The sequence below is a fragment of the Streptomyces sp. NBC_01012 genome, assembly GCF_045162755.1.
GTDB lineage: Bacteria > Actinomycetota > Actinomycetes > Streptomycetales > Streptomycetaceae > Streptomyces.
Map to the genome: position 1 here is coordinate 1182413 of NZ_CP108688.1, position 18871 is coordinate 1201283.

The window sequence follows — 18871 nt, forward strand, 5'->3', positions numbered from 1 at the left end:
AGGCATTCAGTATCCGGTGGCCCAGTCGCCCGAAGAGAGCCTTATGACGCAATACCTCCAGGATCCAGCCTTTTGGGTTCTGATCGCTGGAATTCTTGTCGCAGTCCTCGTGATATTGCGCGGCAGGAAGAGGATATCCGAGCTACGCAGAGAGAAGGAGGATCTCAACACTCACTACGCCAATCTCGAAAATCACTACACCGAGTCCGTCGAAGAGGCCAAGGACCGGGCCGAGGAAGCGACGAAGACCGCGCTGAAGTCGGCCATGCGTACGCTTCAGGGCCTCGCCGGCGAACAGCAGTTGGCGATCACGAAGCTGCAGGAGAAGTACGGGGAACTCCATATTCTCCAGGACCTCCTCGACATCGACCACATGAACTCGCAGTTCGCCCGGCGCGCGCAGTCCATCGCCGTGCTCTGCGACGGCTGGCTCGGCAGGCAGCGCGCCGCCGCATCGCTCTACGACGTGGTCAGAAGCGCGAAGGGGCGCATCCGCTACTTCACCCGTGTGGAGATCCGGGCCCAGACGAACTTCGCGATCGCCAGCCGTGCCGTCGAACCGGTCGCGCTGACCCTGGCCGAGCTGCTGGACAACGCGACCAGTTACTCCGCGCCGGAAACGATGATCGAGATCAACATCCGCCCTGTTCCCAAGGGCGTCTGCATCATCGTCGACGACGCCGGTGTCGGCATGAACGAGGAGGAGAAGGAGCGGGCCGCGAAGCTCCTTTCGAGCGAGCGCTCCCCCGGAGTCTCGGGGCTGGGGAACCCGCCGCAGTTCGGGTTCACCGTGATCGGCGTCCTCGCCGCCAGGTACGGCTTCACCGTCTCCGTGGACTCGACCTCCCCCTACGGCGGTGTGCGAGCGGTCGTGCTGCTCCCCGAGGATCTCCTCACCACCATCCAGGCACCCGAGCCCGAGCCCGAGCCGGAGCCCGAGCCCAAGGAGTTCCCCACGGTGGCCGTACCCCCCTCGATGCCGCCCGAGGAGACCCCGCCGGTCTCCTCGACCACCTCCGGAGGTCTGCCCAAACGCCGGCGCAGAGGCGCGATTTCCATCGTGCCCTCCGTCGACTCGACGGAGGTACCGGCCCGTTCCAGCGAACAGGCCGCTTCCGTCATGGGCGCGTTCCAGCGCGGAACACAGTCCGGCCGCCGTTCCACCAACGCAAGCAGCGAAGGGCCTGAGACTCAGTGAATTACGACCTGTCATGGATGCTTGACAGTGCCCTGGAAGTGCCCGAGGCGCAGCACGCCCTTCTCGTGTCCGCCGACGGTCTTCTCATGGCGCGTTCGAAGGGCGTCGGTAAGGACCAGGCCGACACCGTCGCCGCCGCCATGAGCGGAATCCAGTCGCTGAGCCGGACGGTGGTCGACTTCTGCGGCACACCGGAAAGCCGGCACCGTCAGTGGCGCCAGACCCTGGTGGAGTTCGACCACGGCTGGGTCTTCCTCATCTCCGCCGGCGAGGGCGCCTATCTCGCGGTTTCCGCGACGCCCGACGTCGACATGGCCGAGATCACGTTCCGTATGCAGCAGCTCGTCGGACAGCTGGGCAAGGCCCTGTCCACGCCCCCTCGCGAGATTGCCGACACCAAGGCATGACGACACCGGACGAACCCGAGCAGGAACAGCCCCCGACCCCGTTAGTCCCGGCCTATGTCATCACCAACGGCCGCGGTCTGCCGGACGACGACACGTTCTCGCTGATCACTCTGGTGACGACCGCTCAGGACTCACCGGTCGTACAGCATCTCGATCCGGAGAAGCGGCGTCTTCTGGAGCTGTGCTCCGGCGGACATCTGTCGGTGGCCGAGATCGCCGGGCACACCCAGTTCCCCGTCGGCGTCGTCAAGATTCTGCTGTCCGACCTCACCCAGGGCGGGTACCTCGTCACGCGGGCCCCGATCCCCACCGCGAAGCTCGTCGACCGGAACATATTGGAGCAGGTGCTGCATGGCCTTCAAGCCCGATTTGGATGACGGTGTCTATCTCCGGGAATCGGTACAGACCGCGGCGAAGATCCTGGTGGTCGGGCACTTCGCCGTGGGCAAGACCACGTTCATCGGAACGATGTCCGAGATTCCGCCGCTGCGCACCGAAGAGGTCATGACGCGGGCGGGCGAGGGGATCGACGACCTCAAGGGCACGACCGGCAAGACCACGACCACGGTCGCGATGGACTTCGGCCGGCTGACGCTCAGCGAGGAGCTGGTGCTCTACCTTTTCGGAACACCGGGGCAGCAGCGGTTCGTACAGGTCTGGGAGGACATCTCGCGCGGTGCGCTCGGGGCACTGGTGCTGGTGGATCCGGAGCGCCTCGACGAGTCCTTCCCCGTGATGGACCTGGTCGAGCACTACGGGATTCCGTACACCATCGCCGTGAACCGCTTCGGCGACCAGCTCGATCACGCGAACGAGGAGATCCGGGAGGCACTCGACCTGCTGCCCGAGACGCCTCTCGTCAACTGCGACGCCCGCGATCAGCGTTCCTCCGCGAACGCGCTGATCACGCTCGTCCGTTACCTCCAGTCACGTCTCAACTAGGAGCTCGACCCCCATGCAATCCCCCTCGGACTTCCCCGCACCGCCACCGGGCTGCCCCGCACACGGCGGTGATGTCCCCCTGTACGGCCCCGAGTTCGCCGCCGATCCGCACGGTTTCTACGAGTACCTGCGGACGTTCGGCCCCGCCGCACCCGTCGAGCTGTCGCCCGGTGTGCACGCCTCACTGGTCACGGACTACGCGGCGGCGCTGCACGTCCTGCAGAATCCGGAGACCTTCGTCCGGGACGCGCGGCGCTGGCGCGCGCTCAACGCGGGCGAGGTCCCGCTGGACAGCCCGATGGTCCCCATGATGTTGTACCGGCCGAACTCGCTCTACTCCGACGGCGCCGCGCACATGAGGCACCGCCAGGTCGTGACCGAGACGTTCGCGCGGATCGACACGCACCGGCTGAGCCGGCACGTCGACCGGGTCGCCGACTACCTCATCAGCGAGTTCAACGGCCGGGGCCGGGTCGATCTGGTCGCCGACTACGCCCAGTTGGTGCCGCTGCTGGTCTTCAACGAGCTCTTCGGCTGCCCCGCGGAGCTGGGCGACCAGCTGGTCTTCAGCATCTCCAGCCTGATGGACGGCATCGAGGCGGACAAGGCCATCGCGCTGCTGACCGAGACGCTGATGGAGCTGATCGCCCTGAAGCGCGCCCAGCCCGGTGACGACATCACCTCCTGGCTGATGGAGCACCCGGGCCGCCTGACGGACGAGGAACTGATCTCCGAGATCATGACGCTGATCGGAGGCGGCGCCGAGCCCACCCAGAACCTCATCGGCAACGCCCTGCGGCTCCTGTTGTCCGACGACAAGTACGCGGGCGACCAGTACGGCGCGAGCCTGCTGGTCGAGGACGCCATCAACGACGTGCTCTGGAACAACCCGCCCATAGCCAACTGGGCCGGCCACTATCCGGTGCACGACGTCGAGCTCGCCGGGACGAAGCTGAACGCCGGTGACCCCGTCCTCATCAGCTTCGCGGCCGCCAACAGCGACCCGAACCTCTCGACGAGCCGTCAGACACTCAGCAAGCGAGCTCACCTGGCCTGGGGCGCGGGCCCGCACGCGTGCCCCGCCAAGGATCCGGCGCTGCTCATCTCGATCCTGACGATCGAGAAGCTCCTCAACAAGCTGCCGGACATCGAGCTGAGCGTCCCGGTCGAATCGCTGACGTGGCGGCCGGGTCCGCTGCACCGCGCGCTGACCTCGCTGCCCGCCCGGTTCACCCCGGTACGCAGGGAGAGTTCGGCCCGCTCACGCTTTTCGGCCGATGTCCGTTCCGCACCGGCAAATCCGGCGGGCGAACAACAGCCGCAGGCCCGAAAAGGGACTTTCTGGAGCAGCTTCCTCTCCTGGTGGAAAGAGTGACATGGCCCACACCATATAGGTGAGTGCGGTCGCATGGGTGTTCCACCCGAAGGGTAGTCAGGGCTGGAAACCATACGTGATCCTTTGAGAGAAAGATTCTCGTGGAACCCACCCTGCCGACCGCAACCGTCGACCGCCGCACGGTGGCCTCTCTTTTCTCCCGGCTGCGCACCGGGAAGGGCCAGTCGAATCCCCGGCCCCTCTACGCCGAACTGAGGGCGCTCGGGGATATCTTCCCCTCCCCCTGGGGCGGACACCTCGTCACCTCGTACGCTCTCTGCGACGAGGTCATACGGAGCAGAACATGGAAAGTGCCTGATACGGAATGGAGAGCCGGCCAGGCCAACGCCGCGCGCTGGAACACACCGGCCTCGCTCCAAACGGCGAAATCGCTTCCCATGCTCAATCCGCCCCGGCATACGAGAGTGCGGCGTTCGGCGGGCACCATGTTCGACCGGACGAAACTGGCGGAAATAGAGTCTTCGATAGCCAGGAATGTCGAGAAGGTGCTCGACGCCTTCGACGAAGCTCTGCTCAAGGGCCCTGCGGACTTAAATTCCCTGGTGGCCGACGAGCTGCCCGTCAGGTCGATCGGGGAATGGCTGAATCTTCCGGCAGCGGACTATCCATGGCTCAGGTCCCTGACCAATGACCAGACTCTCAGCCAGGAGTTCTTCCCCTCCCCCAGCCAACTCGCACGGGCGGACGCGGCGGCTCACGGGCTCCAGGAGTACGTCACCGCGCTGGTGCGGGAGCGTCGCGCGAGGCCGGGGGACGACCCGGTCTCCTCGTGGCTGGCGACCTGGGACACGCTGGAACCGGACCGTGAGAAGGCCGACGCCGAGGCGCACTCCATGACGGTCTTCGTGATCGTCGCCGCCCTGGAGACCACGGAGCACCTGCTGTCCAGCATGTTCCGGCTGCTGCTGCAACACCCCGAGCAGGTGGAGCGGCTGCGCACCCACCCCGAGTACATCCCGCACGTGGTCGACGAGACCCTGCGCTACGACCCGGCGATCCACGCGATCAGCAGGGTGGCGCCGCACGACATCACGCTGGGCGGCACCCTGGTCCACGAGGGCGAGATGGTGCAGTTGATGGTGGGAGCGGCCCAGCACGATCCTCGGCAGTACGAGGATCCCGAGACGTTCGACATCGGCCGTAAGCCGCCTCACTTCGGTTTCGGCAGCGGAATCCACTACTGCCTCGGTGCGCCCCTGGCGCGGCTGGAAGGCAGCCTGCTGCTGACCTCGATGCTGGATCGGCTGCCCCGGCTGCGGATCAGCGAACCGCCCGCCTGGGAGCCCCGGGTTTCGTTCCGCCGGCTCAACCACCTCATGGTGACACCGGCCTGAACCGTCCGCACCGAGAGGAACCGTTTCGTCGTGCCCAGTCCTCAGAAACCGTCCGTCAGAAACCGTCCGTCAGGAATCAAGAAATATGATCGATGATCTCAAGACCCTGCACGTCGAGCACGACAACGCGGTGGTGAGAGTCCGGTTGAACAGTCCGGAGACCGGAAACGCCATATCCGGACTGCTCCTGGACGAGCTCCTCGCCGTACTCGGCGCACTGGACGACCATCCCACCACCCGCGTCCTGGTCCTCTCCGGCGCCGGCTCCGACTTCTGTCTCGGCGGAGACCGCACCGAATTCCCCTCCCTGCTCTCGCCGGAGACCGGCAACGCGAGCATGCGCGCGCTCGCCAACAAGGCGCGCCGGATGTGCGACCTGCTGGCGAACACCGGGGTCGTCACCATCGCGCGGCTGCACGGCGGCGTCGTGGGGGCGGGACTCGGACTCGCGGTCTTCTGCGATCTGCGCGTCGGAGCGGACACCAGCCACTACCGGATCCCGGAGCTGGGACTCGGCGTGCCACCGGCCTGGGGCGGGATCACCGCCCGGATGCTGTACGAGACGGGTGCCGCCCGGATCCGGGAGCTGCTGCTCACCGCCGACAGGTTCGACGCCGGCCAGGCCGCCGAACTGGCCATCCTGCACAAGGTCGTTCCGGAGGACCAGCTCGATGCCACCGTCGAGCGCTGGACCAAGCCGCTGCTGCGTCGCTCCCCCACGGCGCTGCGCAGCACGAAGGCCATGCTGAACTCCTACGCCGGCGCCAACCGCCTCGGCGATGCCACGCTGTTCGACGCCGAGCTGCTGACCGCCGCGGTCACCGCGGCCGAGGCCGCCCGGCGCCGCTGATCCGGGCTGGTGCGGAGGCTACTGCTGAGGAAGCATGGGCAGGCGCGGGACCGAGGCCGTCCCCCGCAGCCGATGTGCGACGCGAGGAGGGCCGATGGCTGACGAGCAGGGCATTCGAATGGCGGCGGCGGATGAAATCGACACGGGCACGCCGCATTCGGCCAGGGTGTGGAACTACTGGCTCGGCGGCAAGGACAACTACGAGGTGGACCGCCGGCTCGGGGCAACGATGGCGGAGCTGTACCCGCAGATCATCGAGATAGCACGCGCCTCCCGGGCTTTCCAGGCGCGAGCGCTGCGCTTTCTCGCCGGTGAGGCCGGGGTACGGCAGTTCCTGGACCTCGGGACCGGGCTGCCGACGGCGAACGCGACGCACGAGGTCGCTCAGGGGGTCGAGCCGGCGGCGCGCGTCGTGTACGTGGACAACGACCCGATCGTCCTGGCGCACGCGCGTGCCTTGCTGACGAGTCACCCCGAAGGGGCGACGGACTATGTGCACGCGGACCTGACGGACGCGCCTACGGTGCTGCGTGAGGCCGCTCGGACGCTGGATCTCGACCGGCCGGTGGCCGTGATGGTGCTCTCGACGCTGGGACACGTCGCGGACGCCGGCGAGGCTTCGGCACTGCTCCGCACCTACATGGACGCGCTGCCCGAGGGGAGCCACCTGATGCTGTGCGACACCATCGAGACTCCGGAAACGCAGGCGGGATCCGACGAGTACGCCAGTGGCGGTGCCGCGGCGTACATCTCGCGTCCCAGGGAGGTCATGGCGACGTTCGCGGACGGCCTTGAGCTGGTCGAGCCCGGCTTCGGCTCGATCAGCCTGTGGCGCCCCGACGAGCCCCCCGTCGGGGCGCCGGTCGACCAGTGGGGGTTCGTGGCCGTCAAGCGGTAGCCGTCTCCGTTCCCCTGCGCCGTCAGGGCCGCCTCGGCCATACGTCCGAACGAACCGCTAACATGCCCGCCCATGAACGACGACGTACGCAACATCGTGCTCGGCCTGATAGCCGCCGGGATCAGCGCCGCCCTCGGCTGGCTCGCCCGCACCTACCTGTGGCGGCGCAGACTCCGCCGTAAACAGGCCTTCTTCGGGCTGCCCGGCAACTCCGAATGCCTGCTGGTCGTCAACCGCGACGCCGGGGGCGACGGCGCGGTCCACCGTTACGACGTCTTCGCCCTGCTCGAACTCTCGGCTCTGATCAAGGACTGCGCCGCACACGCGCAGATCGTGTCCCACGACACAGCCCACCAGGGCTTCGGCGAGCGCACGGAGTTCTGCGTCGGCGGCCCGGGGTCGAATCGCCGTATGGCCGCGCACCTGCAATCCCTGCTGCCGGGCGTGAAGATCAACACCGGCCCGGAACCCGGCCCCGACCGCGCGGCCTTCCAGGTCGGCTCGGAGCGCTACCGGCTGGAACCCGGGGTGTCCGAACACGTCCTGCTCGCACGACTGACGGGTGGTCAGGACGCCCGCCCCGTCTTCCTGTTCTGCGGACAGCGCGCCATCACCAACCAGGCCGCCTCCCGCTATCTGATGCGCAACTACGAGAAACTCCAGCGCAAGCACCGCGGCGGATCCTTCGTCCTGCTGCTGAAGGTGGTCAACTCCCAGGCCTACGGGCCCGATGTCGTCGAACTGGTCGGCGACGTCACACGCACCGCCCAGGCCCCACTCCCCGCCGCCCCACGCACCTCGCACCGCGCCACGAGCTGACCGGCACCGGCGTCGCTTCCTCGGACTGCGGCTGCCACCGGAGCACCCGGCGTGGCCGCACCCGAAGTGGACAACCACGTCGCACTGGTCGACGGCGACACGAGCACAGCTCCAGCTCCTCAGAACAGCCACCGCTTAAATCGATTCACTCGACCTGGCCGCCTCTCCTGTCGTACTGGTTGACTGAATTTCCGGGGAGCACCTAACCTCCGAAGCATCTGCGTGAAACCTTTCAATCATCCGGGGCTGCCCATGCCACGCCATCTGCCGCGCCGAACCGTCCTGCGGCTGGGGGCTGCCGCGTCCGCCTCCGTCGTGCTCACCGGATCCCCCGCGTTCGCCGCCCCGAAGGACGCGGGCAGGACCCCGGCACCCACCGGTCTGCTGACCGACCTGCTGCCGCGGGCACTCAGCACCACCGCCGGACAGCGGCCCCGGTTCAGCTGGCAGGTCCCCGATCTCGGCCCCGGCACCCGGCAGCGCGCGTACCAGTTGGAGGTAGCCGCCACCCCTGCCGGGTTCAAGGACCGTCAACTGGTCTGGGACAGCGGCAAGGTGACTGCCGCCGGGTCCACCGCCGTGGCCTACGACGGTCCGGCGCTCGAACCCCGTACCGCCTACTGGTGGCGGGTATGCAGCTGGGGGGACAAGCGGTCGTCGTGGTCGGAGCCGGTGCTGATGGCGACCGCGGTGGAGGACCGGTGGCAGGCAGAGCCCATCTGGGTCCCGGCCGGGCCCACTCTCACGGACGGCACCTTCACCACCCGGCTGAAGATCATCTCAGTGGCTGCGGGTCTGTGGTTCCGGGCCACCGACACCGCCAACAACTACATGTGGCAGCTGCGCGCCGACGACACAGCGGGAGTGCTCCGCAAGCACGTGTGCACGGACGGTACGTACAGCGTCATCGGTGAGGTGACGCTGCCCACTCCGATCGCCACCGGCGAGTGGGTGGACCTCTCCGTCACCATGAGCGGCTCCACCTTCACCACCTGCGTCAACGGCACCGTCGTCGACACCACCACACACACCCGCCACACCTCGGGCAACATCGGCCTGCGCAACGGCCGTACGGAGTCGCAGGTGTACGACAGCCTCCGCTTCACCACGTCTGACGGCACGGTGCTGCTCCAGGACGACTTCTCCTCCGACAGGGGCACCCTCTCCGCGGGCACCGTCGCGGACGGCGTTCTCACCTTCCCCGCCGACGCCTCCTCGCTCTCCTCCTACGGCACCGACGACACCTGGGCGCTGCTGCGGCACGAGTACCGGCTGGTGTCCGGCAGGACGGTCGCCGCCGCCGTGCTGCACGTCGCCGCCACCTCCCCAGGCCCGGCCCGCCAGTACGTGGCCAAGGTGTGGAGCAACGGCAGCCTGGTCGGCTATGCCTCCGTGCGCTCCGGCTCCGGGGTCGCCTACCAGTCCTTCGACATCACCGGCACGCTGCGCGCCGGCCGCGCCAATGCCCTGGCCGCGCTGTGCCACACCACCATGGAGCAGAAGTTCCTCGCCCAGTTGGAGATCACCTACAGCGACGGCAGCCGGGCCACCATCGGCTCGGGTGACGACTGGAAGGCCCGCGGCCAGGACGGTCTGCTCCCGCCCGGGGGCAGTGCGGGCAGCAGCTTCTTCGCCGTGCCCCAGGAGCACTGGGATCTGCGCAATGAGCCCGTCGGCTGGACCGAGCCCGGCTTCGACGACACTGCCTGGTCCTCCCCCGCCACCCGCCCGGCCGTCGGCGGGCTGGTCCCGGCGCTCATCGAGCCCGTACGGCTGCACGACGTCATCCCGGCCTCGGTGACCGAGGTGGCCGACGGCCGCTGGCTGGTGGACCTCGGCCGGGAGATCGCCGGCGGTCTGGCCCTGGAGGTCACCGGGGCCGCGGGCGACACCCTGGAGGTGCGCCTCGGCGAGGAGCTCAACGCTGACGGCACCGTGAAGTACGAGCTACGGGCCACCAACGTCTACCGCGAGGTGTGGACCCTGCGCGACGGCGCCCAGCGGTTCGAGCACTGGGGCTACCGCGGCTTCCGCTGGGCCGAGCTGCGTACCTCCGTCGACCTGTCCCTGGCGACCGTCAAGGGCCGCGCCTGGAAGCTCGACTGGGACGGATCCGACTCCTCCTTCCACAGTTCGGACCCCGGTCTCGACCGGGTCTGGGACCTGTGCCGCTACTCCATCGAGGCCACCCGCGGCGACCTCTACCAGGACACTCCGACCCGTGAGCGCGGCCCTTACGAGGGCGACGCGCTGATCAACCAGCTCTCCGAGTACGGTGTGCAGCGCTCGTTCGCGCTCGCCCGGTGGTCCAACGACTACCTTGTCCGCCAGGGCACCTGGCCCACCGAGTACCGGCTGATGTGCGCGATCTCCGCCTGGGAGGACTATCTCGCCACGGGCGACGACCGGCAGCTCGCCAAGGACTACGCCCTGCTCGCCGCCAAGAACCTCACCGCCTTCCTGGGTTCCGACGGACTGGTCCACAAGTCGCCCGGCAACAGCAGCGAGGACCTCGGCGACCTGGTCGACTGGCCTGCGACAAACCGCGACGGCTACGTCTTCACCGAGGTCAACACCGTGGTCAACGCCTTCCAGTACGCGGCCTTCGGCGCCCTCGCCAAGTGCGCCGCCGCCCTCGGCAGGAGGGATGAGGAGTCGTCGATGAGAAAGCGGGCCGACACTCTCGGCGCCGCGATGCGCGACACACTGCTCGACCCCTCCGGGAGCCGGTTCCTCGACGGCGCGGGCACCGCTCACAGCGCCCAGCACGCCACCGCCTTCCCGGTCGCGCTCGGCGTCGCCGCCGGCTTCGACGACCCGGTCCTGGCCAGGCTCGGCGACACACTCGCCGCGGGCGGCATGAAGATGAGCGTCTACGGGGCGCAGTTCCTGCTCGACGCACTGTTCCTGCTCGGCCGCGCCGACTCCGCGCTCGCCTTGCTGACCTCCAGCGGCACCAACTCCTGGCTGCACATGATCGACGAGCTGAAAGCCACCATCGTGGGCGAGGCGTGGGACCCCTCGCTGAAGTCGAACATGACCTTCTCCCACGCCTGGGCCTCCGCCCCGGCCAACGTCGTGGCCCGGCACGTACTGGGCGTCCAGGTGACGGAGGCGGGCGCGGCAGGGTTCCGTATCCGGCCCAGGACCGGGAGCCTGACCGAGGTCGACGGAACCGTCCCGTCGCTGCGCGGCCCGGTATCGGTCGCCCTGCGCCGTTCCCAGGACACGCACACCCTCGAGGTGAGCGTGCCGCCCAACGCCCGGGCAGTGGTGGAGCTGGAGATCGGCGGTGCCGACCCGGCGGCGTACCGGGTGGCGGGCGCGGACGGACGCGTCGGGGTGACGTCGTTCGACGACCTGACCGGCACCGTGCTGCGGGTGGGCCCGGTCGGCTCGGGCACCACGGTGATCGCGCTGCGTCAGTAGGCAACAGGGCGCGGTCCGGACCCCGCTGTCCGCCGCACCAGCTCCGGGACCCACTCGACGTACTCGACCTCCGAGCCGTCGGCGTGGCGGGCGTAGAGGAAGCGCCCCGTGGGGCCGCTCGCCATGGGGGTGGTGATGGTGGCGCCGGCGGCCTTCAGGGTCGCGGCCAGGGCGTCCAGGTCCTCGACGACCACGGTGGCCGAGGCGTGCGCGTACTTCGCACGCTCGTCGGCCGGTCCCGCGATCACGAGAAAGTCGCCGACGGCGGCCAGCTCCACGGACTCGAAGGCCAGCCGCAGTTCCGGCTGCGCGCCGGTGAGTTCCACCAGGAGCGGCAGCGCCTGGTCGAGGTCGTCGGTCCACAGGCGGGCGTATGTCTTCAGGATGCTCATGAGCTGCTCCAGTCCTCAGGTGCCGGTATCTTCTGGTTACCGAGGCACCGTAAGTGCGTAAGCTCTGACGTGGAAGAACGCACTTTGCGGTGAGAGGGGAACCTGGTGGTTACCGACCAGGTCAGGCGCACACCCGATGACGGGGACGTGACGCGGGCCGACTCGCTGGCCCGCGAGATCTTCTCCGGTGTGGCCAACAAGTGGGCGCTGCTGATCATCAATGTGCTGGCAGACCGGACCCTCCGGTTCACCGAACTGCTCAACGGGGTGGAAGGCATCAGCCACAAGATGCTCGCCCAGACACTGCGCGGGCTCGAACGGGACGGGTTGGTGCGCAGGACCGTGTACGCCGAGGTGCCGCCGCGCGTCGACTACCGCCTCACCGAACCGGGCGCAGCACTGCGCGACACGGTCAACGGCATGTGCGGATGGACCCGCCGGTACCTGGACGAGATCGAAGCGGCTCGACGGCGCTTCGACAGCGTGCGGACGTAGTCGAGGCGATCACAGGGGCTGCGCCGGCCGGGATGCCGGGGGGCGAAGGCCGGGTGCCGTCTCGTACGGGAGGCGGTACCCGGTCTCCGTTTCGGATCTGCCGCAGGAGTTACAGCGCGCCCGCGTACGTGCCCGCGGTCCCGGACCCCACCTGACCCTCGATGGGGACGGGTTCACCGATCCAGCCCGCGGCGTCCGCGGCTCGAATGCCGCTGTTGAAGGCGTCGGCCATCTTCTGGTAGCCGGCGTCGTCCGGGTGCAGTCCGTCGGCCAGGTCGTCGGCGGTCAGGGCGCCCATGTCGACGTAGCTGACATGCTTGCCCGCTGCCTGCTTCTCCTCGACCATCCCCGGGATCCGCTGGTTGTATCCGCCCCGGTTCGCCTCGATCGTGGGATTCGTGGAGATGGTCAGCGACGCGACCAGGACGGTAGCGTCCGGGGCGTCGGCCACCACCTGGTCGATGAGGGAGTCGAGCCGGTCGGGTGCGGTGGGCACCTCGTAGTCCTGGCCGAGGTCGTTGGTGCCGATCATCAGGGTCACGACATTGGGCCGGTAGCGGGACAGCGAAGCGTCCGTGATGGAGGCGATCTCGTCGATCCGCCAGCCGGAGTGACCCTCGTTGTCGGGGTCAGGCATGGACCCCGCGCGGGACGTCCCCACGAAGTCCAGCGAGTACCCCTGGGCGCTCAACTCGTCCCAGAGCGGGCCTCGGTAGCCGTTCCCGGTGCTGCTTCCGATGCCGTCGGTGATCGAGTCACCGAGTGGCATGACACGTAAGGCGGAGGCAGCGGCCGGGGCTGGGGGTCCTCCGGCTTCGGTGTCCGCCGCCGATGCGGGCAGCATGCCGGCCCAGAGCAGGCCGGTGACGGCAGCGGCCGTCAGGGCAAGGGTCGTCAAGGGTCTCTTCATCATCAGTCCTCTGCAGATGCGGATGTACCGGGATCGGTCGGGGACGCGCCCGGGCCGTGTGTCGGAACACGCCCCGGGCCACCGTCAGCCCGTGGCGGCGTTGAGGAGGTCGAGGGCGCTCTGCTGGCAGCCGTAGTCGGGGGCGCCGTCCCCGCCGCTCCAGTGCGGGCCGTACTGGTCGAGCTCGTTGCGGTCGTGGTCGTAGGCGCTGTCCGCCCACCGGGTGAGGGCCGAGGCGTAGGGATGGTCGGACAGTTGGCGGTCGAGCGTGCCGAGTCCGCGGACGTACGCGCCCTTGAAGCTCGGACCGTCCCCTGTGCAGTCGTCGCCCTCGCCCGGTTCGCGCAGCACCCCGTCGGTCTCGAGCCGGACGGTGGACGCGTCGGCCAGTTCACGCGCGGTCGTCAGGGGTGCGGAGTCACCGGTCGCCTGGTGGAACTCTGTCAACGCACCAAGGATCACACCCTGGTTGTACGTCCATGTGGGCTGGCCGTTGTTGGCGCAGGCGTCGTCGAGCCCGTCGTTGATCAGACGGTCACCGTTGATCATGCCGCTGCCCCGGAACCAGTTCCATTCGTCCGTCGCCCGCTCCAGATAGGCGGTGTCACCGGGGATCCGGTTGTGCAGGGCCGAAGTGAGCTGGAGGTACAGCTCGTTGGTGACGGCGTTCTTGTAGTTGCCCTCCGTGCTCCAGCGCACCCCGCCACCGCAGGTGTCGTTCCAGTTGTCGCTCATGTGGTCCGCGTCGGCCCGCGCGGTGTCGAGATACCGGCCGTCACCCGTCAGGTCGTAGGCGGCGATCCAGGCGAGGCCCCACCAGCCGGTGTCGTCGAGGTACTCGTTACGGAACTGTCCGCCCTGCGCGTCGATGTTCCGGTCGTACGTCTCGGCGATCGCGTAGGTGTAGCTGCCCGAGCCGCTGATCCGGCTGTTGTCGATGATCGCGGTCAGGGCATTGGCGGCGGTCCACCAGCCGTCGCCGCCGAAGAGCTTGCTGCCCCGGTCGTACGACATCATCAGGGCGGTGGCCGCCGCTGTGCTGCGGCTGCCCGCGTTCCAGGTGGTGCGGGCCCACGGCGTACACGCGATGCCGCCGTCGACCGGCTGCCCGCAGGCCCTGAGGGCGCCGACCCCCTTGGTGTTCCAGTCGTCGACGTTGTACATCTGTGTGCGCCAGCCCTGCCCGCCTTCGGGCACAGCGGTGTCACCGAGACGGCTGTCCCCGTCCCAGGTCCTGCCGCCGTCCATGGACCGGTCGAGCCACACGCTGTCGCCGGGCCCGCCGCCGTCGATGGACGCCCAGCCCATCGCGTCCGCGTCGTCGAAGTGCAGCTCGATCGAGCGCGCGTCGACCGTGGCGGTGACAGGAACGCGGTCCTGGTCGGTCAGCCCCGGATCGCGCGCGTCGCAGTAGGTGTTGCAGACGACCCCCGTCGGTGCCGCGCGGGCCGTCGGGGACGACACCCCGCCGACGACGGCGGCGGACAACGTCGCCAGCAGGGTGAACAGGACTGATGACATGGATCTTCGTGACTTCATGGAGAACTCCTCGGATGTCAGGTCCCGCCCCGGGTCAGGAGGACAGGATCCACTGTTGGACCTGCGCGCCGTCGCAGTCCCGGATCGCCGGCTGGATGCCGTCGTCGGTGCCCGCGTCGGGTATGCCGGGACAGCGGCCCGACGCGGAGTTCACCAGTGCGCCGGCCGAGTCCGTGCAGGTCCATTTCCGACTGTCGCCACCGTGGCAGTCCCACAGCTCGACCGGCGTGCCGTTGGCCGTCTCGGGACCCCCGAAAACAAAGGACAGATTCGGAACACCTGTCAACACAATCGACCGAACTCGCGAACAAAGCAACAGACCTCCGACCGAAGAGAGTTGGCCTTCCGGCGCGGACCGCCGACGACCCGGGACTACATCAACTACGCCCCTGCGCACGACTGTCCGGGGACCCCGCGATTGATCCGACCGCATGCACGGACCGTTGACGCGGCCATGCCGGGTAGCTAACTTCAGAGAGCGCTCTCCATCTTCGCCTGTGCACTCTTGCGTCCTGGGCCGGCAACGTTGCTACCGCCGACAACGTTGTCAGCTCCTTTCAGAAATGGAGCCTGCCCGAGTGAGCCCCCGCGCCGATGCTGCCGGGGTTCCCGACCGATCACTGTGAGAGGTGCCCGATGCCGATACCTGTCCGTACACCGCGCCCCCGGCCGCGTCACCTGCGGCTGCCGACCCTGGCGGGCGCACTGATCCTCGCCGTGTCCGCCGTCACCGGGGCAGGTGCGTCGGGCGCGGGGGCGGCGGCCGCGGCCGAGCCCTCCGACCGTCCGACGCTCACCTTCGCCGACTCCACCACCCAGGCGAAGCTCGGTGCGCCGTACGCCGAGGCACTGACGAACGTGCTCGACATCAACACCGTTCCGTACGACCCGGCGGTCTACAACTCCTCAGGTCTGATGACCGACGACCCGCAGGAGTTCATCCGTGCGGGTGGCGGCTACGAGCAGCCGTGGACCAGGGACGCGGCGGTGAACACCTGGAACGCAGCCAGCCTGCTGGAGCCGGCGCAGGCCGCGAACACCCTGTGGGCGGCCGTGGTCAAGCAGCCCGACGGGCAGCTGATCGTCCAGCAGGACAACCAGCAGTGGGACCAGGTCGTCTGGATGACCGGAGCCTGGAACCACTACCTGGTCACCGGTGACGAGACCTTCCTGTCCCACGCCTATCAGGTCGCCGTCAACACACTCGACCTCCGCAGGAGCCAGGACTTCAACAGCGCCTTCGGACTGTTCCAGGGGCCGTCGTTCTTCAACGACGGCATCGCCGGCTACCCGGCGCCGCCGGCCGACGACACCGAGAGCCACGGCAGTTTCGTCGGCGACTACCCCGACACCTCGTCGATCATGGCACTCAGCACCAACGCCCTGTACTTCTCCGCCTACCGCAGCGCCGCGCAGATGGCCGCCGCCCTGGGCAGGCCGGACAGCGAGGCCGACGCACTCGACGCCTCCGCCGACACACTCAAGGAGAAGATCAACCAGCATCTCTGGATCCCCGACAAGGGCATGTACGGCTACTTCATCCACGGCGACGACAGTCTGTCGGGGCAGCTGGATGTGACCGAGGAGGGCGCCGGACTGTCCTTCGCCGTACTCTTCGGCATCGCCGACGCGAGCCAGGCACGGTCGATCATGCGCAACGCGCACATCCAGCCGTACGGCATCGTGGACACCTACCCCGACTTCGCCCGCTACAGCGACGACCGACCGGGCCGCCACAACGGGGTCGTCTGGCCGATGGTGCAGGGCTACTGGGCCGACGCGGCCGCGCGGACCGGCGATCAGGCTCGCTTCGCCGACGAGGTGCGGGCGCTGGCCGGACTCGCCGACAGCAGCGGACAGTTCGCCGAGATCTACAACGCACGGACCGGCGAGGTGGACGGCGGCTGGCAGACCGGCAGCCACTGGGACGCCGCTCCCGACCAGGCCTGGTCGGCGACGGCCTATCTGCGGATGATCGACAACGGTCTGTTCGGCATGGAATTCGGCACCGACGGCATCGACTTCAGGCCGACGCTGCCCGCAGGCTGGGGCGACGTGACGCTGAACGGCGTCAGCTATCGGGACGCGGAGCTGGACATCTCGCTGCACGGCTCAGGCAACGTGATCAGCTCCTTCACGCTGGACGGCGCGGAGACCTCGGCGAACTCGGTGCCCGCCTCCCTGTCGGGGAAGCACGATGTGGAGATCACCCTGTCGGACGCGGAGCCACGGCCCCGCACCAGCGGTGGACGGTGACCGCAGGCCCCTGGTCACCCCGGGGCCCGGCCGGCCCGCAGGCTCCCTCGTCCTCGGCGCCCCGCAGGCTCCCCGGTCACCCCCGCGCCCCGCACCGCGGACCGGTCTCGGGGCGCCGGGCCTGCGGCTGAGGCCCGGACGCCCCGGGACCGGTACGGGCCGGGACCGGCGGCATGTCGCAGTGCGGCTCCCTCGCGCGTAAGGGCGTTCGCCGTTACCGCGCGGGGAGTCTGACGATCTCCCTCCCGGGGGTGTGACCTCCCCCTCGCCTTGCCTGGAACCCGGCGCCGGGACGGCCGTTCCCCCGTGGGCGTGGAGCCGTACTCCACGCCCACGGGTCCGGGCCGGTCACATGTCGCCCGGTGACCTCGCCGGTCCTCGTCGCATCGGCCGCGACCCGGCCGGCACACAGCTGACCTTCTCCCCCACCGGCATGTCCGCGGTGCGGGGAGTGATCACCGGCTGCTGCCGGGCGGGCTCGCCGATGGCTACTTGGGGCGGCCCGGCAGCACCGTCCCCGGTCCGGCGGCGGCGACGCCCGTGCCCTCCGTTTTCGGGTTGCGCCGCTGCCGTCTGGCCATCCAGGTCGCGAACCACGAGAGCAGCATGCACATCCCGATGTAGATGGGCGAGATCACCATGACCACCGGAATGAACGGCAGGTCGTAGTCGAGGTTCGACGCGATCAGCTTGCCCGCGTGGAGGAACTCCTCGTAGGTGATCAGATAGCCGAGCGAGGTGTCCTTCAGCGCCACCACGAGCTGGCTGATGATGGTGGGCATCATCGCGCGGACGGCCTGCGGGGCCAGGACATGGGTGGTGACCTGCGTCTTGCGCAGGCCCAGCGCGTACGCCGCCTCCCGCTGCCCGCGCTCCACGGACTTGATCCCCGTACGGAACACCTCCGCGAGCACGGATCCGTTGTAGAGGGTCAGCCCGGCCACCAGGGCCGGCAGCGGCTGGACCTTCAGCGCGACGAAGATGAAGAAGATCATCACCAGTACGGGCATGGCGCGGAAGAACTCGACCAGCACCGTGGCGATCCAGCGCACCGGTCTGTGGTCGGAGAGCCGTCCGACGGCGAGCACCGCCCCGAGCGCGAGGGAGAGCACCGCCGCGAAGGCGAAGGCCTTGAGCGTGTTGCCGAGCCCGCGCAGCAGCAGCTCCTGGATGCCCTTGTAGGTGAAGGGTGTCCATTTCGCGCTGGTGAACTGGTCCGTGTCGAAGAGGAGATAGAGGAGCCAGGCGAACAGCCCGAGGATCACGGCCGTCGACAGGATCCCGTAGAGGAAGTGCCGCTTGCGGGTGGCGGGCCCGGGGATGTCGTACAGGGCAGTGGCGGTGGCGGTGGAGTGGGTCATCGGGCGACTCCCCAGCGCTTCTCCAACACGTTGAAGATCGCACTGATCGCGAGGGTGATGATCAGGTATCCGACGGCGATCCAGACGAAGGACCAGATGATGCTGTAGCCGAGTTCGTTGAGGGTCTTGTAGGTGCCGAGCAGCTCGGTGACGCTGAAGGCCCCGGCGATGGCGGAGTTCTTCGCGAGGGCGATGAGCGTCGAGCCGACCGGCGGGATCACCGACCTGAAGGCCTGGGGCAGCACCACGTTGTTCAGGGTCTGTCCGAAGGACATCCCGAGGCTCCGGGCCGCTTCGCCCTGCCCCGTCGGCACGGTGTTGATGCCGGCGCGCAGGGCCTCGCAGATGAAGGCCGAGGTGTAGCAGCCGAGCGCCAGGACAGCGAACAGCTGGAAGGGCAGGACGAGTCCGAAGCGCGGCAGGCCCAGCAGTACGGCGAAGAACAGCAGGGTCAGCGGGGTGTTGCGGAGGACAGCGACCCACACGGTGCCGATCGCCCGGAGCGAGCCCACGGGCGCGACCCGGAAGGACGCCATGACGAAGCCGAGCGCCAGCGCCAGCAGCGAGGCGTACACGGTGAGCTCGACGGTGCCGAGGAAACCCTTGCCGTAGAGCGAGAAGTTGTCTGTCAGTACATCCATGGTG

At 68.6% G+C, this 18871-nt stretch carries 18 protein-coding genes; 12 read left to right on the forward strand and 6 right to left on the reverse strand.

What is annotated here, in order from left to right:
* Window positions 1–43 precede the first annotated feature (43 nt).
* The 10 genes from OG623_RS05040 (at window position 44) to OG623_RS05085 (ending at window position 11273) form a co-directional block, all read left to right on the forward strand.
* Entirely contained in the window at window positions 44–1198 is a 1155-nt protein-coding gene (locus OG623_RS05040; RefSeq protein WP_406144632.1) for an ATP-binding protein, read from the forward strand.
* Window positions 1195–1605 (forward strand): roadblock/LC7 domain-containing protein, encoded by a 411-nt coding sequence (locus OG623_RS05045; protein WP_406144633.1) that lies wholly within the window; start codon window positions 1195–1197, stop codon window positions 1603–1605. The genes OG623_RS05040 and OG623_RS05045 overlap by 4 nt, the downstream gene beginning before the upstream one ends.
* Window positions 1602–1982 carry a DUF742 domain-containing protein gene (locus tag OG623_RS05050; RefSeq protein WP_406144635.1) on the forward strand — a complete coding sequence of 127 codons (381 nt, stop codon included), beginning with the start codon at window positions 1602–1604 and terminating at the stop codon, window positions 1980–1982. Before OG623_RS05045 ends, OG623_RS05050 begins: the two co-directional genes overlap by 4 nt.
* On the forward strand, window positions 1957–2547 hold the full coding sequence (locus OG623_RS05055) for a GTP-binding protein (protein ID WP_406144636.1): 591 nt from the start codon (window positions 1957–1959) through the stop codon (window positions 2545–2547). Before OG623_RS05050 ends, OG623_RS05055 begins: the two co-directional genes overlap by 26 nt.
* A gap of 13 nt (window positions 2548–2560) precedes the next feature.
* Complete coding sequence (locus OG623_RS05060; protein WP_406144638.1) at window positions 2561–3922, forward strand: cytochrome P450; 1362 nt, start codon at window positions 2561–2563, stop codon at window positions 3920–3922.
* Between the two features lie 101 nt (window positions 3923–4023).
* Window positions 4024–5277 carry a cytochrome P450 gene (locus OG623_RS05065; protein WP_406144639.1) on the forward strand — a complete coding sequence of 418 codons (1254 nt, stop codon included), beginning with the start codon at window positions 4024–4026 and terminating at the stop codon, window positions 5275–5277.
* Window positions 5278–5362: 85 nt separating this feature from the next.
* Complete coding sequence (locus OG623_RS05070; protein ID WP_406144641.1) at window positions 5363–6127, forward strand: enoyl-CoA hydratase/isomerase family protein; 765 nt, start codon at window positions 5363–5365, stop codon at window positions 6125–6127.
* Window positions 6128–6221: 94 nt separating this feature from the next.
* Window positions 6222–7025, forward strand: a complete 804-nt coding sequence (locus tag OG623_RS05075) for an SAM-dependent methyltransferase (RefSeq protein WP_406144643.1) — start codon at window positions 6222–6224, stop codon at window positions 7023–7025.
* 72 nt (window positions 7026–7097) lie between these two features.
* Entirely contained in the window at window positions 7098–7844 is a 747-nt protein-coding gene (locus OG623_RS05080) for a hypothetical protein (RefSeq protein WP_406144644.1), read from the forward strand.
* Window positions 7845–8066: 222 nt separating this feature from the next.
* Complete coding sequence (locus OG623_RS05085) at window positions 8067–11273, forward strand: family 78 glycoside hydrolase catalytic domain (protein ID WP_406144646.1); 3207 nt, start codon at window positions 8067–8069, stop codon at window positions 11271–11273.
* On the opposite strand, the gene OG623_RS05090 is transcribed toward OG623_RS05085, so the two are convergent.
* The gene (locus OG623_RS05090) at window positions 11267–11665 is read right to left on the reverse strand and encodes a VOC family protein (RefSeq protein ID WP_406144648.1); all 399 of its coding nucleotides are present in this window, start codon (window positions 11663–11665) and stop codon (window positions 11267–11269) included. The genes OG623_RS05085 and OG623_RS05090 overlap by 7 nt on opposite strands.
* Before the next feature lie 105 nt (window positions 11666–11770).
* On the opposite strand from OG623_RS05090, the gene OG623_RS05095 reads away from it, so the two are divergent.
* The gene (locus OG623_RS05095) at window positions 11771–12160 is read left to right on the forward strand and encodes a winged helix-turn-helix transcriptional regulator (protein ID WP_406144650.1); all 390 of its coding nucleotides are present in this window, start codon (window positions 11771–11773) and stop codon (window positions 12158–12160) included.
* 109 nt (window positions 12161–12269) lie between these two features.
* Here the strand turns inward: OG623_RS05095 and OG623_RS05100 are convergent, their stop codons facing one another.
* The 3 genes from OG623_RS05100 to OG623_RS05110 all read right to left on the reverse strand — a co-directional run bounded on the left by OG623_RS05100 (window position 12270) and on the right by OG623_RS05110 (window position 14895).
* Entirely contained in the window at window positions 12270–13058 is a 789-nt protein-coding gene (locus OG623_RS05100) for an SGNH/GDSL hydrolase family protein (RefSeq protein WP_406144651.1), read from the reverse strand.
* Between the two features lie 96 nt (window positions 13059–13154).
* Window positions 13155–14609 (reverse strand): glycoside hydrolase family 76 protein, encoded by a 1455-nt coding sequence (locus OG623_RS05105; protein ID WP_406144652.1) that lies wholly within the window; start codon window positions 14607–14609, stop codon window positions 13155–13157.
* A gap of 34 nt (window positions 14610–14643) precedes the next feature.
* Window positions 14644–14895 carry a ricin-type beta-trefoil lectin domain protein gene (locus tag OG623_RS05110; protein ID WP_406144654.1) on the reverse strand — a complete coding sequence of 84 codons (252 nt, stop codon included), beginning with the start codon at window positions 14893–14895 and terminating at the stop codon, window positions 14644–14646.
* A gap of 350 nt (window positions 14896–15245) precedes the next feature.
* Here OG623_RS05110 and OG623_RS05115 point away from each other — a divergent pair, with 350 nt between their 5' ends.
* Complete coding sequence (locus tag OG623_RS05115) at window positions 15246–16865, forward strand: MGH1-like glycoside hydrolase domain-containing protein (protein ID WP_406144656.1); 1620 nt, start codon at window positions 15246–15248, stop codon at window positions 16863–16865.
* A gap of 488 nt (window positions 16866–17353) precedes the next feature.
* Here the strand turns inward: OG623_RS05115 and OG623_RS05120 are convergent, their stop codons facing one another.
* Both OG623_RS05120 and OG623_RS05125 read right to left on the reverse strand, forming a co-directional pair.
* Window positions 17354–18226, reverse strand: a complete 873-nt coding sequence (locus OG623_RS05120; RefSeq protein WP_406144657.1) for an amino acid ABC transporter permease — start codon at window positions 18224–18226, stop codon at window positions 17354–17356.
* Complete coding sequence (locus tag OG623_RS05125; protein ID WP_406144659.1) at window positions 18223–18867, reverse strand: amino acid ABC transporter permease; 645 nt, start codon at window positions 18865–18867, stop codon at window positions 18223–18225. The genes OG623_RS05120 and OG623_RS05125 overlap by 4 nt, the downstream gene beginning before the upstream one ends.
* Window positions 18868–18871: the final 4 nt, after the last annotated feature.

Bases quoted from the DNA above. Each gene is read 5' to 3' on its own strand.
- OG623_RS05105 (WP_406144652.1), bottom strand. From the start codon at position 14,609: ATGAAGTCACGAAGATCCATGTCATCAGTCCTGTTCACCCTGCTGGCG.
- OG623_RS05120 (WP_406144657.1), bottom strand. From the start codon at position 18,226: ATGACCCACTCCACCGCCACCGCCACTGCCCTGTACGACATCCCCGGG.
- OG623_RS05060 (WP_406144638.1), top strand. From the start codon at position 2,561: ATGCAATCCCCCTCGGACTTCCCCGCACCGCCACCGGGCTGCCCCGCA.
- OG623_RS05070 (WP_406144641.1), top strand. From the start codon at position 5,363: ATGATCGATGATCTCAAGACCCTGCACGTCGAGCACGACAACGCGGTG.
- OG623_RS05115 (WP_406144656.1), top strand. From the start codon at position 15,246: ATGCCGATACCTGTCCGTACACCGCGCCCCCGGCCGCGTCACCTGCGG.
- OG623_RS05050 (WP_406144635.1), top strand. From the start codon at position 1,602: ATGACGACACCGGACGAACCCGAGCAGGAACAGCCCCCGACCCCGTTA.
- OG623_RS05090 (WP_406144648.1), bottom strand. From the start codon at position 11,665: ATGAGCATCCTGAAGACATACGCCCGCCTGTGGACCGACGACCTCGAC.
- OG623_RS05055 (WP_406144636.1), top strand. From the start codon at position 1,957: ATGGCCTTCAAGCCCGATTTGGATGACGGTGTCTATCTCCGGGAATCG.
- OG623_RS05125 (WP_406144659.1), bottom strand. From the start codon at position 18,867: ATGGATGTACTGACAGACAACTTCTCGCTCTACGGCAAGGGTTTCCTC.
- OG623_RS05075 (WP_406144643.1), top strand. From the start codon at position 6,222: ATGGCTGACGAGCAGGGCATTCGAATGGCGGCGGCGGATGAAATCGAC.
- OG623_RS05040 (WP_406144632.1), top strand. From the start codon at position 44: ATGACGCAATACCTCCAGGATCCAGCCTTTTGGGTTCTGATCGCTGGA.
- OG623_RS05080 (WP_406144644.1), top strand. From the start codon at position 7,098: ATGAACGACGACGTACGCAACATCGTGCTCGGCCTGATAGCCGCCGGG.